At 51.8% G+C, this 24,253-nt stretch carries 4 protein-coding genes (1 of these 4 running past the window's edge); all 4 read right to left on the bottom strand.

The genetic code is table 11. The annotated features are described in order from the left end of the window. Tightly spaced (each overlapping or abutting the next), the 4 genes in view from G549_RS0112860 to G549_RS0112845 form a layout consistent with a single transcriptional unit that may run on beyond the window. Nucleotides 1-2,776, bottom strand: partial view of a non-ribosomal peptide synthetase gene (locus G549_RS0112860; RefSeq protein ID WP_027835366.1) — the 5' portion only. It extends 1,235 nt beyond the left edge of the window; 2,776 of the gene's 4,011 nt are visible here — the first part of the coding sequence; the start codon lies at nucleotides 2,774-2,776; the stop codon falls past the left edge of the window. Beyond that, a complete protein-coding gene (locus tag G549_RS20260) occupies nucleotides 2,773-12,999 on the bottom strand; it encodes a non-ribosomal peptide synthetase (protein ID WP_051213783.1) in 10,227 nt (3,408 codons plus the stop codon). Before G549_RS20260 ends, G549_RS0112860 begins: the two co-directional genes overlap by 4 nt. Continuing rightward, a complete protein-coding gene (locus G549_RS0112850) occupies nucleotides 12,996-19,373 on the bottom strand; it encodes a non-ribosomal peptide synthetase (protein WP_027835365.1) in 6,378 nt (2,125 codons plus the stop codon). The genes G549_RS20260 and G549_RS0112850 overlap by 4 nt, the downstream gene beginning before the upstream one ends. Then, nucleotides 19,373-24,253: a non-ribosomal peptide synthetase gene (locus G549_RS0112845; RefSeq protein ID WP_027835364.1), complete on the bottom strand. Its 4,881-nt coding sequence runs from the start codon at nucleotides 24,251-24,253 to the stop codon at nucleotides 19,373-19,375. Before G549_RS0112845 ends, G549_RS0112850 begins: the two co-directional genes overlap by 1 nt.

Below are 24,253 nucleotides of genomic sequence, written 5' to 3'. Positions count from 1 at the left end.
GCCGCAATCCGGCTTCAATTTCACCAGGCTCTATGCGGAAGCCATTGATTTTGAGCTGAAAATCCTTGCGGCCAATAAAGCGAAGTTCGCCGTTTCTGTTCTCTACGCCCAAATCGCCAGTGCGATATAGCTTGGTCTGCGGTAGATACGGATGATCAATAAAAGTCTTAGACGTGAGTTCATCCCGCTGATGATAGCCATTGCCAACCCCAGCACCAGCAATGCAGATTTCGCCAATAGCGCCACGTGGCACAGGCAGGCCTTTCTCATCCAGCAAGCAAATGCTGGTACGTGAAATCACTTTGCCAATTGGCACATGCAAATGGTCATCTCGATCCGGATCAAAGATGTGATAGGCAGAATCCACTGCACATTCGCTCACGCCGTAAACATTGATCAACTGAACCTGGGGTAGCTTCTCAGTCACCAAACGCGCTAAATCTGTTGTCAGCGCGCCTCCACCGCAAAAAACATATTTCAGGCTGTGGCTGCCTTGCTCCGGCAGCGCATCCAAAAACAATTGCAGTGTTGCTGGTACAAACTGAATGGCCGCGATCTGGTGCGCATTCACAAGCTCATGCAGGTGGGCGGGGTTTTTCCGCGCATCCCCCTGTGCCAACACCAACTCATGACCTGAAAGAAGGGGCCAGAAAAATTCCCACAAACTGGCGTCAAACCCAATAGCGCTCTTTTGTAAAACACTTTCCTGCGCACCGAGCGGAAATACACTTTCAGTCCAAGTCGCCAGATTAACCAACCCCTTATGAGTGACATATGTACCCTTTGGGGTGCCGGTCGAGCCGGAGGTGAAAATCAAAATCGCATTGTCAGATGCTTCAATTTCAACAGCAGGAGACGTTGCAGCAAATGCATCTAATTCGGCCAGTAACTGTTCCAAATCGACAATTTCAGGAGCGTCAAATGCAGTTTCACCCGAAGCAAACACCAGTTTCGCTTGTGCATCCGCCAAAATTTGCTGCTTGCGTTCGCTTGGCAAGCTCGGATCAAGCGGCAGCGCAGTTGCCCCTGCTTTGAGAACGCCAAGTAGTGCGACAACATAATTACAGCCAGCCTCTGCACTGAGCGCGACAACGTCTCCCTTTTGGATAGATTTCGACGAAAGCAACTGCGCGACTTGGTTCGCTTTCCCATCTAATTCAGCAAAATCAAGGTGCTGCTTTGCATCCGTAACGGCACGCGATTGCGGAAATTGTGTCACAACTTCGGAAAAACGGGCAGGGATGCTGGTAAGTTCATCATCGAGCGCTGATGTGTCATGCAGTTGCGCGCGATACGCATCAAGATCAATCAACGCAATATCGCCTACCGAAATGGTCGGCCTTGAACTCACAGCCTTTAAGGCATGGGTGAACGCATGCGCCATGCTTTCAATCGTGCTTTGATCAAACAGGTCGCTATTATATTCAAAGCCAAGCTGGAAATTATCCTGATTTTCAAACAGTTCGATGGTGATGTCATATTTTGCCGTGGCGCTGTCTGTCTCCATCGGCGAAATGTCCAACACACCATTGGCTTGCTCACCCACAGGCATATTTTGAAAAATCAGCATGGTTTGAAACAGCGGTGAATAGCTGGCCGAGCGCTTTGGATTGACTGCCTCAACCACTTTTTCAAACGCAATATCCTGATGGTCCATCGCGCCCAACACCTTGTCGTTCATTTGGGCAACCAAATCAGCAAGTTGCATCTGATCGTCAAATTGCGCACGAATAACGACTGTATTGATAAAATGGCCAATAAGCCCTTCCAGCTCTTGCTGGTCGCGTCCGGCCAGTGGCGTGCCGGTGCAAATATCGCTTTGCCCGCTAAAACGCCCCATCACCAAGGCATGCACCGCCAGGAAAATCGCAAACGGTGTTACGCGAAGCTTTTGGCAAAGATTGTCAATTTCCTGGAATAAAGGACCATCGATCAGATTGCGGAAATGGGCCCCATTCATTGATTGTTCGGCTGGGCGGGGTCGATCCGTCGGCAAGTCCAACAAATCAGGCGCATCGCTCAGTTCCGCCCGCCAATAATCAACTTGCCGCTGCATTTCATCGGACGATAATTTATTGCGTTGCGTTTCCGCAAACTCTGCATATTGCAGCGGAAGCGGTGTAAACTCGGGCATCTCGCTGGCGGCAAACCCCTCATATGCCTTGAAAATTTCGTCCACTAAAATGCCAATAGACCAGCCATCGGCGCATATATGATGCACATTCAGCAGCAAGACATGACCGTCCGCACCCAGCTTTATAAGCTGTGCGCGAATGGCCGTTTCCTGTTCCAGATCAAAACCCGTTTGCGCCTCTGTGCGCACGATTTCGTCCAGTTTTTCGGGCTCCGATTGCAGGTCAATAACAACTAGGGCGCGATCATTTTCCAGCAAAACTCGCTGGCGCGGCTCACCCTGAAGATCAAAAAAGACTGTGCGCAAAATACTGTGCCGTTGAACGATAAGATCAAAAGCCTTGCCCATGGCATCCTGATCCAATGCACCCTTTATCCGAAAGGCGAGCGGATTGTTATAACGCGGGTTTTTCGGCTCCAACCGATCCAAAAACCATAATTGTGCCTGGTTGAACGATTGCGGATAATCCCGGCCTTGGCGCAATCGCAATAGAGACAGCAAAGCGGGTTTGTGCTGCTTCATTTGCTGCAAAAGCTCTGGTGAAATTGCACCCTTCGCCGCTTTCACTTTCAGATTTCCATCTTGCACAAGAAGGGTCACACCCAAGCTTTCGAGTTCATTGAGAAGGCGAATAGCACTCATATTTCAAACTCCTCCACCTCTTCGGATGGATCATCGTGCGCAGGCGCGGTGGCGGGGATGCCGCCGATCATGGAATAAATAAGATGATGGTGTGGCCCAAGATCGAACAAATCGCACAAAGCTTCATTGATCATCTCGCCAATGCCACATAGGCCAAGGCCAATTTCGCCCGCGCGGTGCGTCAAATGTTGGGCAACCAAACCAGCTTCAATCAGCGACATATCACGGCCCTGATCGCCATAAAGCGGTCGAATAGCCGCATCATCCGCCACGAAGAACAGGGCAAATGCGCCGCCTTCAAAAGTCGGTCGATTGACAAAATAGTCATAAGCATCCGCCGAAAGCGCTTTGCCGCTTCCCGTGGCCACCAAAGAGCGATCTTTCGGATCAACATAGTAACAGCCGCCAGGTATGCCAATCACACGTTCAGGCTTCACATAAAGATAGGTCTGCACAGGATAGAGCCCGCCCGCAGAGGCATATTGAAAGCGCGGACGCCCTTCAGCAGGGTTTTGCATAATGGCGGCCAGCAGCATTGAAAATGCACGCTTGTCCACTGGCGCATCTGAAAACTCGCGCACTGAGCGGTTTGCCTCAAACACATCACGCTCTTCTGGCTCGATATCCAACGGCACCCGCTTAGCCTCCGGATCAAATTTGCGACGTCCTTTTTCCGCAGCCTTAAAGGCTTCACGCTCTGCTTTATCTTCAATAATGCGCGGCGCAGCCTCTGTGTGCTCAGGCTTAGGATCTTCAACAGGGCGTGTTTCCTGCCAAATATCAAAAAGCGTGGTCACTGTCGGCGCCCGCATAAATCGGGCAAGCTTGGGCCGAAAACCCATCTCCGCCGACAGCGCATTGCTGATCCGAACAATGTCGAGCGATGTTGCCCCCAGAGCCAACAAATTTGCATCTATGGCGATTGCACTTTGCTTCAACGCCTTTTCAACAATGGCCACAATTTTCTGCTCGTCCGGCCCCAATTCTATAGCAATGCTGGCCTGCGTCTTCATTTCAGGTTTGGGCAATTTCTTCCGGTCAACTTTCCCATTGGCCGAAAGCGGCATTTGATCAATAAAGCTGATGCTTGATGGAATTTCATAGGCAGGCAGCAATTGCGCCAAATGATCCCGCAGAGCATCCTCAGTCAATTCACTGTCTGACGTCACCACATAGGCGGCGAGGCGCTTCTCCTCCATGGTTTTGCCCCAAATCCGCACGGCGGCCGCATCCACAGCAGCATGTTTATCGAGCGCAGCTTCAATTTCGCCAAGCTCGATGCGATAGCCTTGCACTTTCACTTGCGTGTCGGCACGGCCCATAAATTCGATATTGCCGTCAGGCAACATGCGCCCCAAATCCCCGGTGCGATAGAGCCGCTCGCCCGTTTTAGGATGCTCAACAAATGCCGCGTCTGTGCGTTCCTGATCGCCATAATAGCCAAGGGCAACCCCACGGCCACCAATATACAGCTCGCCTACCACCCATGTAGGACGGGCATTCAACTGATCATCAAGCACATGGAAGCTTTGTCCCTTTAGCGCCTTGCCGTATGGAATACTCTTCCAGCTTGGATCAACTGTCTCAATTGGATAGCAAATCGACCAGATCGACGCTTCCGTTGCGCCACCCAAACTCCAAATCTGCGTCTCAGGGCTTTGCGTCCGCACCTTGTCCGGCAAATCAAGCGGTATCCAATCGCCAGACATCATGGCCACGCGCAAAGAATAGGGTGCAGACATTGCGTTGGCGTGATCTGCCAAAAGGCCGAGCAAGGCAGGCACAGAGTTCCACACGCTCACATCATGCGCATTGATCAACTCAAGCCAATGTTGCGGATCGCGGCTCTTGTCAGCCTCCGGCACCACAAGGGCAGCACCTGTGCTCAAAGCCCCGAAAATATCATAGACGGAAAGATCGAAATTAAGCGCTGAAACGCCCAAAATACGATCTTCTTGGTGCAAGCCGATCCGCTCATTGATGTCGTAAATAGTGTTGCACGCCCCACCGTGATCAATCATCACGCCTTTTGGTTCGCCTGTCGAACCAGAGGTGAAAATGATATAGGCCAAATCATCCATGTTGCGTTCAACTGGCGCAGGTTTACGTCCGTCCGCGCCTGCGTCCACAATGACAGCCTCAACATGAGGCGGCAAAACATCTGGCTCTGCAAAACCGTCTTCCACCAGCACAACCCGACTGTTGGTTTTGGCCAAAATCTTCTCTAGCCGCGCCTCAGGTAAGTTGCGATCCAGCGGCAAATATACGCCACCCGCCATCAAAATACCCAGTGCAGCAACAGTTTGCTGCCAACTCGGCTCGAGGAAAATGCCAACAATATCGCCAGGCGCGCAGCCCTGATCCTGCAACCGCGCCGCAAGCGCCTGCGCTTCCTGAAGCACTTCGCCATAAGTCAGCGTTCGATCATGGGCAATCACGGCCACATTATCCGGCGTTATGGCGGCTTGCCGCTCAAACAATCCATTTAACGTAGTGAGGTCGGCGAGGGGTGCTGCTTGATCAAGCAGCTTCTGATCAAACAATTCATCGGTTCTCGCCTGCCATTGCGCACCATCGCTAAGTACGTCCAAAAGCTGGCAATAGTCAGCAAACATCGCATCCATCAACCCATCCGGAAACAGCGCGTCGATACTATCCCAATTGAAGATCAGCTCGCCCTGTTCTTCCATAATGGTATGGTCCAGCCAAACCTGCGGCGTCTGCGTAATAGTATGCACATTCTCCGCATCCCAAGCCTTCACTTCGGCTTCTGCATTTGCGCCATCAACCATTTCGGTCAGTGTGGAGTTGAACACAACCGGCAAACCGCTCGGTTGCACCCCGAATTTGCGACCCAATTCGCGCATAATTTCAATGCCAGAAATTTTGGCATGGTCCATATCCCGCCATAAATCCTGCTGAATATTTTGCGCGAATGCCGCAAATTGCTGGTCTTTCTCCGCACGCTGGCGATAAAGCAGCACAGACGTGAAATCGCCAATCACACGGTCAATCTCAGGGTGCACAGGAAGGCGGTTAAACAGCGGCAGCGACAGGCTGAACTCACCACTTTGCGCATAGCGATTAAGGGTCAGGCAGAAAGCAGCAAGAAGCAAGCCTGAGGGCGTTACCTGCTGTTCATTGGCCACCTGCTTGAGCGCCAACCATTCGTCCCGCGAGATCACCTTTTCGCGGCGCACAAATTCCGGCGCTTTCAAGCTTTCTGGCGTGCGCACCAACGGCAATTGCGGCCCCGCTGGCATATCGTCATAGTGTGACAGCCAATAATCTAAATCCGCGCGATAGCTCGCGCCTTTGCGGAACTCCTGCTCTGCCAACACATAATCACGGAAGCTGACGCCAATTTCAGGCAAATCCAATCCCGGATCAGCATAAAAACGGTTTAGTTCATAAAGGAAAATCGACGTGCTGGCCGCATCAAGAATAAGCGCATCAAGGCTCATATGAAGGTGACTAAGTCGGTCACCAAGCTGCGTCACTTCAAACCCAAATAACGGCCATTGTCCCGCATCGAAAACCTGATGCGACAAGCGGTTGCGGTTCGCGTTCAACGCGTGCTCTTGCACCTCTGATCCCCGATCAGAAATGTCGTGAATAGCAATCTTATAGGCTGGAACATCTGCCAAAACCTGCTGCTGCCCATCATCGGTGAAAATAGCACGCAACATATCATGGCGGGCGATCACCTTGTTCAAAGCGGCTTCAAACCGTTCGACATCGAAGTTCCGAATACGCAATTCATTGTAGGAGTGAGCGCCAACGCCACCCAAATCAAATTCATCATTACGGCCAACAAGATAAGCCTGCTGAATATCGCCCAGCGGGAAGGGTGCGTAACGATTTTTTGGATCTGGCGTTAGCGTAATCTGCGTCGAAACGGTGCCTTTGTTCGCTTGCCGATCAATATGCGCAGCCAAATCCCCAAGCACAGAATGACCCATCAAATCAGATAGCTTCAGATCAATCTCGAAATGCTGATTGATCCGGAAGGCAAGTTTGGCCGCCAACAATGAATGGCCACCCAAAGCGAAGAAATCATCATTCGCGCCAATTTCATCCACGCCCAGTACAGTCGACCAAATTTCGCCGAGCGCTTTTTCGATTTCTGTCCGCAATGGAGCTTTGTCGGCGGTCGCCTTTTGCCAATTCGGCGCGGGCAGCGCCTTGCGGTCAATTTTACCGCTCGAATTTAGCGGCATGTTGCGAAGGTGTTGCCATGCAGTTGGCACCATATATTCAGGCAATTTGTCTTTCGCCAGCGTCCGCAATTTCTCTACGGAAATAGCACCTGTGAAGTAAGCCACAAGCGCCAAGGGGCCGTTGGGCCGTGGGCGCGCCAGGACCACGCAATCTCGCACATTGGGGTGCGCACGCAGCGCAGTTTCAATTTCCCCTGGTTCCACACGGAAACCGCGTATTTTCACCTGATCATCAGCGCGCCCCAAATAGTGAATCACGCCATATTCATCGCGCCGCACCAAGTCGCCGCTTTTAAACATTTTCGCGCCTTCGCGCGGGGAAAATGGATCGTCCAGAAAACGTTCGGCCGTAAGGTCAGGACGGTTGAGATAACCCAGCGCCACATTATTGCCGCCCAAATAGAGTTCGCCCACAACACCATCTGGCACAGGATTTTGGGCCTCGTCCAAAATATAAAGATTGGTGTTGGCGATCGGTTTCCCGATGGGCGAAACATGCGGCCAATCTTTGATGCTGTCCAATGGCAGCCGGTGGTGGGTCACCACATGGGTTTCCGTTGGGCCGTAATGATTGTTCAGCGCATATTTGCCGAGCTTTGGCAGGTTCTGGCGCACCGCATCTGTGATCTTCAGCGCCTCACCAGCAGTGATAAATTCACACCCGCCAAACTCATCTAAATCGCCACATGTCTCGGCAATAATATGCAGCACCGCAACAGGCAAAAACGCCCTGTCAATTTTCTGCGCGGCGATAAAACCAGCCAAATTCGCAACATCTTTCGCGTTGTCTTGCGAAATCAGCACCAGGGAGGACCCGGCGCACAACGACGTGAAAATCTCCTGCATCGACACGTCGAATGTCAGCGACGCAAATTGCAGCACGCGTCTTGGCGTAGTCCCATCCGTAAACTGCCAATTGATCACATTGTCAAGCGTGCGGTGCGATTGCACCACGCCTTTTGGCGTACCCGTGGTGCCTGAGGTATAAAGCACATAGGCAGGGTCTAACGGATAGGGCACCGCATCTTCAAAATCCGCAGGCGCTTTAGAATCCAGCAGACCTTGTAGATCGACCTGATGGACCTGAACATTTGCGTCAATCGTAGCATTGGTCGCTTTTGCGTCAGATGACAGGATCAGCTGCGCTTGCGCATGGCCCAAGATAAAATCAAGGCGATCACGCGGATGCGACGGATCGAGCGGCATAATCGCGCCGCCAGCTTTCAATATGGCGAAAATGGAGATGATGGTTTCAATCGACCGATCTGCCCAAATCCCCACTGGCTGATCAAAGCTGTAGCCTGCCTCAAGCAGATCATGGGCCAAACGATTGACACAATGTTCCAATTCGTCAAAACTCAGCTGACGACCATCTTTCTCAACGGCCAATTCGTTGGCGTGCGCCGCACAAACTGCTTTGAAACGCGGCAATGTGCGCAACGCCTCATCATAATCAGCAACAGGTTGCAGCCATCTTTCAAGGTCAGCTTGCGCACGTTCCTTGGGCGCAAGTCCTATCTTGGCCAGCTCAGCGTTTGGTTGCTGCACAAACGCCGCCAAAATATGCTCGAAATATTGCGCATATTTCTCGATTGTTTGGCGGGAAAACAAACTGGTGGCAAACTGCAGACTGCCCGCGATGGAGTCATCAAACTCAGTTGCTTCCAACAGCAAATCGAACTTCGCATTATCGAGTTGCAGCGGCATGGGCTCAAAGTCTGAAGGGCGCGTTTCGCCAGATGCACCGCGCGCATTTTCCCAAGCCAGCATGTTTTGGAAAATTGGGCTATAGCTCCGCGAGCGTGCAGGGTTCAACCGTTCCACAACATGATTAAACGGAATATCCGCATGCTGCTGGGCTTCTTGCAAGGTTTCGGAAGCGAGCTTAATCAACGCCGCCGGCGTGGCAATTTCAGTTTGGTCCAAACGCAATGCGAGCGTGTTGACGAAAAAGCCAATAATGTCTTCAACTTCTTTCGGCTTGCGGTTGGCGGTCGGTACGCCGGTCACCACATCTTTTTCACCAGAAAGCTTGGCCAGCATGTAACTCCATGCCGAAAGGGCAACGCTAAACACAGTGGTGGCGTTCTGCTGGGCGAAGGCGCGCAATTGCGTCAGCAATTCGCCTTCAATCTTCACCGCAACGCTATCACCTTTAAAATCTTGCACCGCCGGCCGCTGATGATCGGTTGGTAGAGGCAAAAGCGATAGCGCATTGACCAATTGTTTCGCCCAATAATCTGCCTGCTCAGCACGTTTTTCCGCAGTCAAATTTTCCCGCTGCCACGCAACAAAGTCGCTATATTGCAAATCCAGCGGCGCAAGCATGTTGGCGCCCCCGCGCTTGAACGTCGCGTAAAGTTCGGAAAACTCACGCGCAAAGATATCCATCGACCAGCCATCAGAAATGATGTGGTGCATGGTCACCAAAAGAAGGTCTTGACCATCTTGGTTCCTGATCAAGCAGGCGCGAAGCAGGGGAGCTTCCTGCAGATCAAATGGCCGCGCAATTTCCGCTGCAATTTCTGCATCAATTTGGTCTGCCGCCGGCGTAAGCTCCCGCCAATAAAGCGGCGGAGCCGACATTTGAATTTCAAGTTGCGGCGCCCCATCCGCCGAAATAAATGAGGTGCGTAATGCTTCATGGCGCTCCATTAAGGCCGTCAAAGCTTGCTTAATCGCACCCACATCTGCGTCTGACGATAGCCGCCACCCCATTGGCATATTATAGGCCGCATTTTGCTCCACATCTTGCGCCAGCAACCACAAGGATTCCTGCCCGTAGGACGGCGGCATATGTGTCACATGTTTGCGTTTTGTTAGCTTCGGGCCCTGCGCATCTAACAGCTGCACCGTGGCGGCAAATTCTGCCAAAGTGGGATGTGCAAAAACCTGAGTCCCATCGACTTGTCGACCCAACATTTCACTTGCCTTAAGCGCCATGCGGACAGCGAGCATTGAATGGCCGCCACGTTCAAAGAAATTGTCAAATCGACCAATAGGCGCACCACCCAGAAACTCGTGCCAGATTTCGGTAAGCGTTTCTTCAATGTCGCCAATTGGTGCTGCATACTCTTGATTTATCTCAGGTAGCGGAAGGCGATCGCGATCAATCTTGCCGTTGGTGGTCAGCGGGAAACTATCCATCGGCACCAAATGTGCAGGCACCATGAAATCCGGCAATGCAGCCCGCAAATGCGAAGCCAGCGCGTCCATATCCAACTGCCCAACCACATAGGCAACCAACCGCCCATTTCGCTCGCAAACAAAAACCTGCTTAGCCCCGAAACCTAAAATTGCATGTTCCAACTCGCTAGGGTCAATGCGATAACCACGAACTTTAATTTGCCGATCTATCCGCCCAAGAAACTCAATTTGCCCGTCTGCATTTAGACGACCTAAATCGCCCGAGCGAAACAAAATCTCACCGTTCGCTTTCCGAACAAATTTAGCCGCGGTCAATTCATCTTGCTGCCAATAACCGCCAGCCAAGCACTCGCCCTGTATACAGATTTCGCCTTCAGCACCTTGTGGCAACACGTTCAAATCAGGCCCACAGATTAAGGCGACATTTGCACCAATTGGGGCACCTATTGGCAAGCTGCTGGCACCATCTTCAACTTCGCGTACATCAGAATAAAGTGCATCAACCACTGTTTCAGTTAGCCCATAGGCATGCACAATTTGGCAGCTTGCAGGGCATATCGCACGCAGACGCAGCGCATGATCCAACGACCAATGGTCAGAACCACAAAGGACCAGCCGAAACTGGCTAAAGCAGTCGCGAGCCAAGTCTTTATCTTCCGTCAAACTGTCCAAAACAGCAGGTACAAAGTCTGCTGCGTTAATGCCTTCTTGTTTAATCAGGCCAGCCAACCCGATAGGGTCAGACAATGTCTCCTTAGGGCACAAAACCAATTTTCCGCCAAAGCACGAAGTACGGAAGAAGTCCGCAATCGCGACATCGAAGCCAAAGCTGGCCATCTGCAGCACATTCATGTGCGCATCAAATCCAAACTCATGCCGCCAATTCTGCGCCATTTGTGCCAACGCATCATGGCGCACAAATACGCCTTTGGGAGTGCCGGTGGAGCCAGATGTATAGATGATATAGGCCAGCTGATCCCGCAGCGCCTCAGCAGCGGGCAACTCAAAGCCACCTGCATCAATGCACTCCGCAAACCGAACCATCGGCACATCAGCAAAAGTAGAGGCATCTGCATCGCCCACAATGACAGCTTTCGCATCACAATCCTTCACAATGAAGGCCTTGCGGGCAGAAGGGTAGGTGTAATCAATCGGCACAAAGCAGGCACCAATTTTCAAAATGGCCTGAGCCGCAATAAACATCTCTGCTGAGCGGGGCAGACAAATCGCGACCCTATCGCCAACGGAAATGCCTTTGGCCCGCAACAAATGCGCCATCTGTTCGGCGCGATGCTCAAATTCTGCATATTTGATGGAACGTTCACTGTCCCGCACAGCGATTTGAACGGGTCGGGCTTCGGCTTGCTGGGCAATCAAATCATGTACCAATGGCGCATCATCTTCAGCTTGGCCCAACCCAATAAGGCGAGAAGGTTTGGCAAACAAACCTGCCGATATATAGGCAGACTCATCACCATCACGCGCAACCAACTGCTCCAAGATGTGCTGATAACGAATTGAAAGCGCCTCAACCTCCTCAGGTGAAAACAACGCCGTCGCAAATTCAAATTCGCCATTTATCTGATTGCCCCGCAGCACCAGATCCAACGTAAGGTCCAATTGCGCTGTTTGGCCACCAAGTGTGCTTGGGGTGGCCAAACAATCACCAAACTTCAACTCGCCATCATCATCAGATTGCGCCCAAGAAAACATGGTTTGAAATAGCGGGCTATGCGATGGATTTCGCGGTGGATTTACAGCCTCAATAATTTGGTCAAATTGAATGTTTTGGTGGTTCTGCGCCGCCAAAAACACTGACTGAACCTGCCGCACCAATTGGTCGGCTGACTGGTCAAACAGAGTGCCAAAGCGCAGCGGCAATGAATTGACCAGCGGACCAAAACTATTGCGCAGTTCCGGCAAATTCCGCAGCGATACCGGTGTGCCCGTCACCACATCATATTGATGCGCCTGCGTTTGCAGTAAAATCACCCATGCGGCGAGGGCGGTGGTAAAATCAGTTACACCAGCCTGGCGTGAAAAGGATTGGACCTTCGCGGTGACGTCGGCGTCGAGCGTAAACGCCAGCGTTTGCCCTTCAAATTCAGCCACCTTGGGTCGCTTCTTTTCAGAGACTGGCGTGGAAAGTGCTGGGCAGTCCGCCAAATTTTGCCGCCAGAACTGCTTTTCACGCGCCAATTGCGTTTTCGCAACTTTGTCCTGCTCCCAAGCCGCAAAGTCGGCATAAGGAAGGGCGTCAGCATTTGCAGGCGCTTGAGCTCCAGCAACAAGCGCGCTGTACTCAGTAGCAACTTCTTGCAGCATAAGGCCCAAGCTATCGCGATCAGCCACCGTATGGTGCGCCAACACAAGTAAAATATGGTCCTCATCGCCAACGCTAAACAGATACGCCTTCACCAACGCACCCCGACCCAAATCCATCGGCATGGCGACAGCTTTGCTAATTTGTGCATCACGTTGTGCAATGCTTTCCGAACGTTCAAAACTCAGCGGGAAGGGTGTTCCAACGGCCGCTATATGTTGCACCAGACCGTCACTAGACATCTCGAATGACGTGCGCAATGCCTCATGGCGATCAGAAAAGCATTGAAAGGCCTGAGCGAGCATATCCTGATCAATATGGCCGTCCAAATGCAACATGGCCTGCAAAATATAGGCTGCGCTTGCATCTTCACCCTGAGAGAGCAACCAAAACATCTTTTGTGCTGCAGACGCAGGCAATGGCCGACCATCACGCGGCAAACGGGGAATGCCCGCATTGGCCTTCACCTGCTTCAAACGATCGCGCGAAAACCGTGACTTCTTTGATGGTGCTGAAATTGTTTGCCCACTCATTGTGTCGTCCCGTCCAGTTCGTCTTGCAGGTAAAATTCTTCTAAATATGCAGCTAGGCTGGCGATGGTTGGCCGTTCAAAAATCACCTTCACATCCACATGTTCTTCCAGCATTTCGCGCAAAATGGTGACCACCCGAATGGCCAGCATGGAATGTCCGCCAATGGTGAAAAAGTTCGCATGGCGACCAATATTTTCCAGTCCCAAAACATCGGTCCAAATCTCCGCCAAGGTGGCTTCAACTTCACCTTGCGGCGGTTCTTCGGTGGCGGCGGGCGTCATACCAATTTCAAGGTCTGCTAGCGCGCGCCGATCGATCTTGCCATTGGGGGTCAGCGGAAATTGTTCAAGCTGAATAATCAATGAGGGCACCATGTAATCCGGCAACACCTGCGCCAGCTCAGCGCTCAGAGCGTTTGGCTCTCCATTGGAAATAAAAGCGATCAACCGATTATCACGCAATTGGCACACAGCATGCTGCACCCCAAGCGCGTTCAACTGTGCCTCAATCTCTCCAAGCTCAACACGATAACCGCGAACTTTCACCTGACTGTCGGTGCGTCCTACAAACGCGAACGTGCCGTCCGGTCGCTGCTGAACCAGATCGCCCGTCTTATATAGGCGCTGCGCAGAACCCGGAATTTGAACAAACGCCTTTTGCGTCAATTCATCCGCATGCAGATAGCCATAAGCGAGCGCATCGCCACCAATATAGAGTTCGCCTCTGTTCCCAGCATTCACAGGGCGCTGATTTTGGTTCAGCACATAAAACGAGATGTTTTGTAGCGGCACGCCAATGGACACGGTGCCATCTGTTTCATTTCCGCTAAAATCATAAGCGCTTGCCCAAACAGTGGCCTCTGTCGGGCCATATACATTGGTCAATTTAGCGTTAGAGAAGGTCGATTTTGCCGTTTGAAATAGTGCAGTCGAGCTCGCCTCACCACCGCAAAGCACACGCCGGACAGTCACAAATTTTCTGTTTTGATCCACCAAAAGCGATAGCATGGATGGCACCATCTGCACCAAGCTGACGCCTTCTGTCTCAACCAAATCAGCAATGAACGCCGCATCAAGCTCTTGCCCTGGCGCTGTAAGCACGACACTCGCGCCAATACTCAGCGGCGCAAGAATTTCCGTCACTACAATATCGAAACTAAGTGAGGTCACCTGCAAAACACGATCATCGCGCGCCATCTCAAATTGCCTGGCGACGGCATCAAGATAATTGCACAAGCTGCGATGCCCAACTTCCACGCCTTTTGGCGCACCAGTAGAACCAGACGTATAAATCACATACGCCGCATCAGTAGCGACTTGCACAGGCAATTGCGCATCAGATGCCTGATAAAACTGCTGATCCCGAACTGAAAATTGGTGAGCTTCCAAGCCTCTATTGATCTCTTCAGTAACAATTAAATGCGGACGCGCACTCGCCACAATCTGCGCCAATCGCGATTCAGGATAACCCGGATCGAGCGGCAAGTAGGCTGCACCCAGTTTATGAACGGCAAGGATCGCCTCGATCATACGCGGCCCGCGCGCGATATGAACTCCCACCAAACTACCTGCGTCAATTTCATGGGAGGCTAGTTTGTCTGCCAATTGTTCCGCCGCCGCATCTAACTCGGCATAGCTGATGCTTTGGCCTTCAAAGCGAATGGCCGTTGCGTCGCCTTCCATTTGCACCCAATAGGCAAACCGCTCGATAAATGGTGTCGCATTAATGTCAGCTTTAGGCCCGAAAAGAGCGGGTTCCAACTTCGTTAGTGGCAATAATTGATCAAGTGACGCTGCCGGTTCTGCAACCGCTTTTTCAAGAAAATCAACAAAACCTTCGGTCAAATTTTGAATTCGTGATGCGTCAAAAATATCGGTCGCAAAATTGATATTGAAGCTGATCACATCGCCGCGGCGAACACCCACAGACAAATCAAATTTGGCCTCAGTCTCAACCGGATCAATCATCCGCATTTGCGCACCGCCCAAATCTATTGCACCGCTCTCGCTATTGTCCTGCACCATCATGATTTGGAAAATCGGACTATGTGCAAAGCTGCGGCCAGGCTGAAGGCGGTCAACCAGCTTTTCAAACGGCAGCGATTGGTGCGCCATATCTTCTTGAAATTGTGCATGGGCGGCACGTAGAAAATCACTGAAGGAAGCGGAAAAGTCAGGTTGCACCCGCAACGCGACAGAATTGACGAAATTGCCGATGATGCCCTCAAACGCGTCACGCTCACGGTTGGCCACTGCTGTGCCGATCACGATATCAGCTTGCCCCTGCACATGGCAGAGATAGGCCGCGAATGCGTCAAACAGGGTGGCGAATTCGGTCACACCTAGTCGCGCCGCGAGAGCGTCAAGCTTGCTTGAAACCTCCTCACTCAGTGCAGCGCTAATCGTTTGCCCCTTATGCGAAGGCTGCGCGGGTCGCGCCGCATCCAATGGCAATTGATGCAATTGCGGCGCGTCCTCCAACCGGTCTACCCAATAAGCAAGATCTTGGTCGCCATCATAATGATCATGTTGCCAAACCGCGATGTCTGCAAAATTCAAATTGGCATCCGCCACTTGGCTGGAACCGTTGAAAAACGCCTTAAGCTGGTCAATGAAAATACCAACAGACTTGCCATCAAACGCAATATGGTGCACCGCAATAAACAGACGCGATTTCTCTTCACTCAAAATCGCCAGCGCCGCGCGGAAAATCTGCCCCGAGGATAAGTCAAATGGCGCGTTTAAAATCCGATCTTCCAAATCAGCCAAGTGCGATGGCATGTCTTGGCTTTGGCGCATGTCTGAAACGCTTAGAACCCCAGGTTTAAAGGGCAATACTTGCTGATAGGCATGATCAGCTTTTTGCAGATAGGTCGTATGTAAAATTGGATTTTCTTCGACAAACTGATCAAAGAAAGCTGCTAACCTGTCGAGATCAAATTCGCCATCAATCTCAAACACTAAGGGTATGGTGTAGAACCGACCGTGGGCATCAATTTGGTCAATTGCCCACATGCGTTCCTGAGAAAAGGAGAGGGGCAGTGGCTGCGACAAATCTTGCCGTTCAATATTAGTCGATACCGCGCCAGCGTTCGTTTGGTTGGCATCCAATGCTGAGGCGATTGCCTCTATCGTCAGATTTTTGATCACATCCCGTAGAGCGAGTTGACTGCCAAAATGCTTATTGACCTGATTGAGCATCTTGATGGCCAAAAGCGAATAGCCACCGAGAGCGAAAAAGCTGGCGCGCACGTCAACAACATCGCGCTCGAGCAGCTTGCTCCATAACGCGCACAAGTCTTGCTCAGCCCGATTGCGCGGCGCAGTGCCTAGCTGTACCTCCTGCGTAATATCCGCTGCGGGCAGTGCTTTCCGGTTGATTTTGCCACTGCTGGTCAAAGGCATTTCATCAAGCAGAATATAGTGCGCAGGCATAAAGCTTGGCGGCAGGTTCTCTGCGAGAAATCTGGTCAAAACGCTGCTGGCTTGCACAGGTTCAAGTGTCGTTTGAACATAAGCCAGCAGTTGTTTGCTGCCATCAGGCAAAGCGTTTGCAATAACGGCTGCCTGGCTCACTGCTTCATGATGCATCAGTGCCGTTTCAACTTCTTCCAGTTCAATACGCACACCGTTAATTTTAACCTGGAAGTCACGGCGACCAATGATTTTGATCGTCCCATCAGCGCATCGTTTCGCCACATCGCCCGTGGCATAGGTCCGCACAGTCCGTCCACCAACATTAAGCTTGCCAAACCGTTCTGCCGTCAGCCTCTCATTGTTTAGGTAATACAGACCCACTTGTGCGCCCGACAGCACCAATTCGCCTTCGCAATGGGCTGGGCAAGGGTTACCATATGCATCAAGCACATGGGCACCAGTATTCGGCAGCGGCTCGCCAACATGCACGTCTTCACCGTCGCTCAGCGTAGACGCCAAAACATAACCGGTGCATTCACACGGGCCGTAGATATTGATCAGACATATATCACGATTGGCGGTATACAGTTTGGATTTAAGCTGGTCTGAAAGAGCTTCGCCACCGGAAATGATCGTCTGTTGAGCCTTGGGGCACCAGCCATCATCAAGCAGATATTGCCAAGTCGTTGGTGTGGCGAACAAATAATCAACCGCGAGCAGTTCTTGATCTTGGTTCAGCAGTTTTCCGTCACGAAACCGTGTTGGTTCAAACAGTGCAATGGCCCCGCCAAAGGCCAGCGCGACATAAATCTCGAAAAGATGTGCGTCAAAGGTGAGGGTGGAGGCCACGCCGAAACATTGTCCGGATGCAAAACCAAGCCGCTCCTTGCTGGCAAAAATCAGATTGGTCAGCGCACTGGCGGGCAACGCCGAGCCTTTTGGTCTGCCCGTTGAACCGGACGTGAACACAAATACCGCGAGCATTTCACTATGCCAACCGTTGCCGGCTCGGCTCGGACTTTGCGCCTCATTTCGTCCGTCAGGTTCAACGCATATAGTTTGAGGGAAATCCACAAATTGCTGCGCCGTCCCGATCAAATGGGTACATTCCGTATCCTGAATAATCTGCTCATTGCGTGCTGCCGGATTATTGCTATCCAGCACGACATAGGCGCCACCGAATTTTTGCACGGCAATCAAAGCAATCAAATTGTCGGCTTCATGACCAACAAAAATGCCCACTCTGCTGCCCACTTGCGCACCATTCGCGATCAATTGGGAAGCCAGTCCATTGGCACGTGCGTTCAGATCGGCATAACTCAGCTGTTGAACAGCACCATCTTTGCCCAGCCAAGCGCAGGCGTTTGCGTCTGGTGTTTTCTCAACCTGCTTTTCAAATAGATCTGCAAAACCTAGTTTAAGGGGATAGGGGGCAGATACGCTGTTGATAGCATCCCAGTTTTCCTGAAGTTCAGGCGCAACAAGGGCCACCTTGGCGAGCTTCTGGTCAGGTTCGCTTGTCAAACATTCCAAGGCATAAGCATATGTTTGGGCAATGGATTCAATGGTTTCTTGCTCAAATAGCCTGTCCGCATAAAGCCAATTGGCAACTAGGCCGCCGTCTGACGTGCCAGTTAAATGTAGTTCGATTTCAAATCCAAGATGGTACGCATCAAGGTCAATCCGGGCGCCCTTTTTTCCATCCAATATTGGGCAAGTTTCAGCTTCTTCAGCGAGTGAAAAGATCAACTGGGTGAGGGGCGTAAAACTCGCTTCACCCGCAAAGCCAAGCTGGTCGATAATCCGCTCAAAGTGCAAGTCCTGATGGGCCTGCGCAGCCAAATTGGTTTTGTGCACACGGCGGATAAGGTCGCGAAAGCTCAATTGATGATCTGTCTGTACCCGCAGCGGCACCATATTGGCGAAAAAGCCAATCAAATCATCAAGTTTTGCGCCTCGCCGACCTGCCACAGGCGTGCCAATCACGCAGTCCTCCGTCTGGCTATATCGCACCACCACCACACAAAATGCAGCCAACATCACCGAATAGAGGCTGCATTCACATTCTCGCGCCAAAGCGCGCAGTCCATCCAAGCTTTTTCGTTCAACCGGAACAGTTAGAAGGCGGCCAGAAAAACTTGCTTGCGACGGGCGGGCATGATCGGGTTTGATGGTGTTTAGAATTGACGCGCCGTCTAGCTGTTCCTGCCAATATTGACGGCTTTTGTTCGACCAGTCTTTGCCGCCCTGCCACCGCGCAAAGTCGCCATATTGAAAGGGAAGTTCTGGAAGGTTTTGTCCTTCATTGATGCCGTAAAGCGCTGACAGTTCTTTGTAAAAACAATCAAACGACCAGCCGTCAAATACCAAATGATGGAAGGCAAAAAACAGATAGCTTGCGTCTTGATGCCGCAACAGCCCCGCATAGCAAACCATGCCGTTGCCGATATCCAGCGGAACGGCCATTTGCGCCGTCAGCCATGTGTCAAAGTCTAAATCATCTTGAACATCCAATGCGAGTTCCACATCGGCGAGGGGCGTTTGCGTCGCTTCGCCCGCATCATCAAGTGTAAATTGGGAACGTAAAATCGTGTGCCGATCTAAAATGTCATTAAGCGCCCGTTGTAGCCGCTGGGCGTCCAGCTGCCCGTCAAAGCGATAGGCCGCCCGCAACACATAGGTATCTTGCAGATCAAACGCTGTTTCTTGATAAAAAACACGCCGTTGCGTTTGAGATAAGGGGGCAGCAGCCATCGGGTTTTCGGCGAGTGGACCCTCGTTTTGTTGTGAAGGGGTATGATCTTCAAAAAAAGCGATCAAATCTGATTTGTGGCCCATAATCGCTTGGCGAAGATCATCGCTCGGCGGTTGGGTACGCGCCCGAAATTTTAGTTTCCCAGCTTCCACATAAAGCTGAATACCTTCTGCCTTGGCTTGCCGCAAAAGCTCAAGAACCATTAGAACTCACCATCAAATTGATAGTCAGATTCAGGTTCGGCGAGACTGCTCTGAATGAGATCAATGTATTCAGCTAAATCTTGCACGGTCGCATGGTCGAAAAAGTCATTCACCTTGAGTTCGACATTGAACTGATCACGAATGCGCCCGATCAACCGAATGGCCAAGAGCGAATGCCCACCCACCGTGAAGAAATTATCTGCAATGCTGAGTTGTTCGATATTGAGCGCCACGCACCAAAGCGCATGCAATTCTTTTTCGGTTGGCGTTTCTGGTGCAATGAACCGCGCGGTCTGGCTGATCGTTTCTGGCAGCGCTTTCACGTCCACCTTGCCCTGCGGCGTCAGCGGCAGACGGTCCAACACCATAATTGTGTTGGGCACCATATATTTCGGCAACACTTTGGCCATCTGCGCTTTAAGGTGACGTGTCAGCTTGTCTTCATCGATTGTGCCTGCCACCGTCACATAAGCACAAAGCGATCCGTTTTTCACCGCAACTGCGGCTTGTGCCACGTCAGCATGGCTCTGCAAATTATTCACAATCTCTGCGGGCGCAATCCGATAGCCCCGCAATTGGATTTCGTCATCAATGCGCCCCAAAAACTCCAACTGCCCATCATGGCGCCATCGCACTTTGTCTCCAGTGCGATAAAATCGTTCATTCGGCCATTCGGCGAACTGCACAAAAGACTTGGCGGTTTCAGTCGGTAAATTGCGGTAACCCTTGGCAATGCCCGTGCCCCCGATCACCAATTCTCCCGGTGCGCCAATCGGGCAAAGCCGTCCACCGTCCATCACCAAAGCATTTGTGTAAGCGGCCGGTCGCCCAATCGGCGGTGCTTCACGCTCATCGCGTGGCACTTTATAAAATGTCGCATCAATGGTGGTTTCAGTCGGGCCGTAAAGATTAAGCAGTTTCGCATCAAATCCGACAGGCAAACGAACTGCCGACAGCCGATCTCCGCCAGCTGCCAGAACTTTCAAGCTATCCGGCCAAGCTACATCGCTGTTGATGGCCTCTTCCAGCAACCCGGTTGGCAAGCAGGCTACGCTGATCTGGTGCTCCCGCATCAACTGCATCAAGCGACTCAAATCATCTCGCTCTTGATCCGCAATCAGAGAAATGCTGCCGCCTGCAAGCAACAAGGGCCAAATCTCGCCATGATAGGCATCAAAGCCTGTGTGAGAAAGGCTGACACCGCGTGATTGAGCATCTAGCTCCATAATCGACATCAGGTGCGCACATTCGTCTAACAAACTGTTGGCATAAATCTCTACACCCTTGGGCTGTCCGGTAGAGCCTGATGTGTAATTCACGTAAGCCAACTGCCCATCTTGAGCCGCCTGGTTGGCAAAACCAGTATCTGAAGCAATTGCCTCGCTGATCGCCTTGCATTCGAAAGGTTGAGCTTGCGGCGGCAATGCGCCCTCCCAAAGCACAATGCTCGGCGCACTGTCGCGCAACATATGCTCAACACGCCCATCGGGCAGAGAGGGATCAAGGCAAACAATGGTGGCCTGCAACTTCTGCACCGCAACCATTGCCACAATTTGGGCCATGCCACGCGCCGCATAAATTGCCACGCGGTCATTCGGCTGCACCTTGTTTTCAAGCGCGGAAGCCAACGCGTCGGATCGTTCATCCAATTGGCGATAGCTCATCGCCTCGTGGCCCGCCCGCAACGCAATGTGATCACCTTGGGTCTTCAGTTGTTCGTTGAGCGCGTCAATAAAGCTCGTGCCATCGAGCTGCGCCCGCACATGGGCTGGCACATCGTGGCCACGTCCCCAATCGAACAGCAGTATATCCTTATGTTCAACCGTCAGGCTCGGCACATCGGCAATGGCCATGTGCTGCGCTTCACAAAGCGCCAAGAACACCTTTTTGAAGCTCTCAACAAAGTGGCGAATTTCTGAAGCATCATAAATATCACTGCGATATTCCCAGAGAAACGAAACCATGTCGTTGTCCGTGAAATGGCTGTCGCGGTTGACTACAAGACAGTCCAAATCAAACTTTGTGGTTTGCGAAATCACCGTTTCATCTTTGCGCCAGCGCAGCCCAACTATGTCGTCCACATCAATCGGTGTGTCGTGAAAGCCAAGCAACACATTGAACAGCGGATTCTGCCCGCCAAAACGATCTGGATTGAGCGCTTCTACCACAGTGCCAAAGGGCATTTCCTGATTGGCATAGGCGGCATCAATTGTCTTTTGCGTTTCCTGAATAAATGAAAGCGCATCTTGGTCTGGATCAATTTTTGCGCGAAGCACCAATGTGTTCACCAACATGCCGAGGATTGATTGGCTATTCAGCCAATTTCGGTTGGCAAATGGCGCACCAAAAACAATGTCCCGCTCGCCCGAATATTGCCAAAGCATCAGGTTCAACACCGCCGAGGTGAAACCAAAAGGCGTCACACCTATTTCGCGGCAAATCTCCTCACATTTGCACCACTCAGCGCGGGTGAAGTCGATGCGTTCATAACCACCTTCAAAGCCCAGACGCGTCGATTTCTTGCCAAAAATCGGCACAGCACGGGGCGCATCTGCAAGTTGTTCAACCCAATAGGCTCTTTGGCGTTCCGCATCCGGCGAGGCGAGCCATTTTGACTGGGTCAGCAAAAAATCCGAATATTGCGGCACATCAGCTGGCGCGAATTCGTAATCAGGTGTCGCAAAATGATGATACCAGCCCATCAGTTCGGCCGTGAATTCTGAACCGCCCCATCCATCATGCACAATGTGATGTTCCTGATGCAGTAAGGCGTAGTGCTCGTCGGAAAATTTGATCAAAGCAAAACGTGCCAAGGGCAGTTCGCCCAAATCAAAAATGCCCGGCAGAACTTCGGCAAATGTCTGCTTGATAAAATCCTCTCGCGCGTCAGGCACAATGTGCGTGGCATCAATGCTGGGATAGTCAACCTGGTGATGCGGCAGAATCTGCTGAACAGGTTCTCCCTGTTCTTCAAAAAAGACAGTGCGGTAAATCTCGTGCCGATCGAAAATCTTTTGCGCAGCTTTCAGCATCGCATCGGGATCAAACGCACCTTCAAAATGATGCACCGCTTCAGCGAGATAGGCTTTGCTGGTCGGGTCTTGGTTGAACATATACCAAGCCGCATTTTGCTGCTGCGACAGTGGCAACACATCTGTATCACGTTGGTTGGGTTCAATTTGGACGCTATCGGATGCATTGCGCTTCAACAGGTCGATTAGGGCCCCTAGTGTCGGTGCCTTCCGGAAGTCGCCAACCGCGACTTTGCGATCAGTCAGTTTGGAGAGTTTGGCCAAAAGCCGCATCGCGCCAACTGAATCGCCGCCAAGGTGGAAAAAGTCCTGCTCCATCTCAACATGATCGCAACCCAGTTCCTGCATAAAGGCCGCTCGGGCGCAGCTCTCCAAATCATCGGATAAGATCTCATCATGCGTCGCAGTCGGGGCTAGAGCCGCCAGCGCTTTGCGATCCACCTTGTGATTCAATGTGTAAGGCAAGCGCTCTAAAAACATGAAATGTTTAGGAAAATGCGACTCGGGAAGGCTCTTGCTCAGCTCTTCTTTGAGCTGCGGTAAAAGTTCATCTTTGGCTCTATCGGCCACAACAAAGGCCACCAGATGCCGGTCGCTGCTATTGTCACCCACGGCAATAACCACTGCCTCGCGCACATCATTCCGTTGCAACAACACAGTTTCGACAGCGCTGGTTTCCACGCGTGCGCCCCGAATTTTGGTTTGAAAGTCTGTCCGTCCGACAAACTTGAAGTTGCCGTCCGGCGCTGCGCGAACCTCATCGCCCGTAAAATAGCGAACCACACCATCTTCGCCAAGTATAAAGCGCGCTGCAGTCTGTTCTGGCGCCCCCATATATCCTTTGGCCAGTCCAATCCCACTGATCAACAGTTCGTTGGTTTGTGGATCATGAGAAAAGTCCACATGTTTCAGCGGTTCGCCCAAGCTGACTGGCGTGCCGTGGGTCACTTTGCACAGGCTGGCGCAAACTGAGGCTTCGGTTGGGCCATATCCATTAAAAGTCTGGCAAATATTCGCCCAATCCCAGAGCAATTGATCGTCTAGCTTGTCACCGACACAAATCAACGCCTCCAGCGCGTAATCATTGCGTTGCGGCAAATAAGGGGTAATCGCTGCCGGTAACGTCAGATGCGTGACTTTTTGGTCCACGAGAAACGTCGCCAATTCTTCAGGTGCAAGTCGCGCGGTCTCCGGCACAATGGCCAGCTCCGCACGATGCAGGTAGGCCTGTAAGAATTCTAGCACCGCAGAATCGAAGGAAAGCCCGGTAAACTGTGCGATGACAGAGCTGGCATTCATGTCTGTGCGAGCGCCAAAAGCTTGCACAGCCATCACAATCGCGTCCAGCGCCAACATCACGCCTTTGGGTTTGCCAGTTGTGCCAGAGGTAAAAAGCACAAAGCCAACATCACCCGCCGCAAAAGGGGCAGGTGCCCTAGTCGTGCTAACCGCCAATGCTTCAAGGCTGTCCAAAGAGTGGCAAGGCGCGCTGGCCCAATTTTCAGTTTGGTCGCAAATCACCAAACTGCACTGCGCCGTCGTGACCAAATCGCGCTTATAGTCGTCGCCATGCGCCGGATCGATTGGCACCACAACGCATCCAGCCTTCACACAGGCCAGAATGGCGATAAAAATATTTGGCCCGCGACGTAGCGAAACGCCAACGGATGGCCGGCCCAGTTCCTTTGATATAGGAAGATCAAGGCTGCAGATTTTTTCAGCCAGTGCCGCAGCGCGTCGTTCTACACTGTCGTAATCCAACTCTTCTCCTTCGTAGGAGAGGGCAATCCGGCTCAAATCCAAATGATTGGCCGGTATAGTGCAAAATGGATTTACGAAATCAGGCAT

The sequence above is a fragment of the Maritalea myrionectae DSM 19524 genome, from assembly GCF_000423365.1.
Lineage (GTDB): Bacteria > Pseudomonadota > Alphaproteobacteria > Rhizobiales > Devosiaceae > Maritalea > Maritalea myrionectae.
Note: the sequence above shows the minus strand (reverse complement) of the source record. Positions and strands in the feature narration are given on the sequence as shown.

Bases quoted from the DNA above. Each gene is read 5' to 3' on its own strand.
- G549_RS20260 (WP_051213783.1), bottom strand. From the start codon at position 12,999: ATGAGTGGGCAAACAATTTCAGCACCATCAAAGAAGTCACGGTTTTCG.
- G549_RS0112845 (WP_027835364.1), bottom strand. From the start codon at position 24,253: ATGCCTGATTTCGTAAATCCATTTTGCACTATACCGGCCAATCATTTG.
- G549_RS0112850 (WP_027835365.1), bottom strand. From the start codon at position 19,373: ATGGTTCTTGAGCTTTTGCGGCAAGCCAAGGCAGAAGGTATTCAGCTT.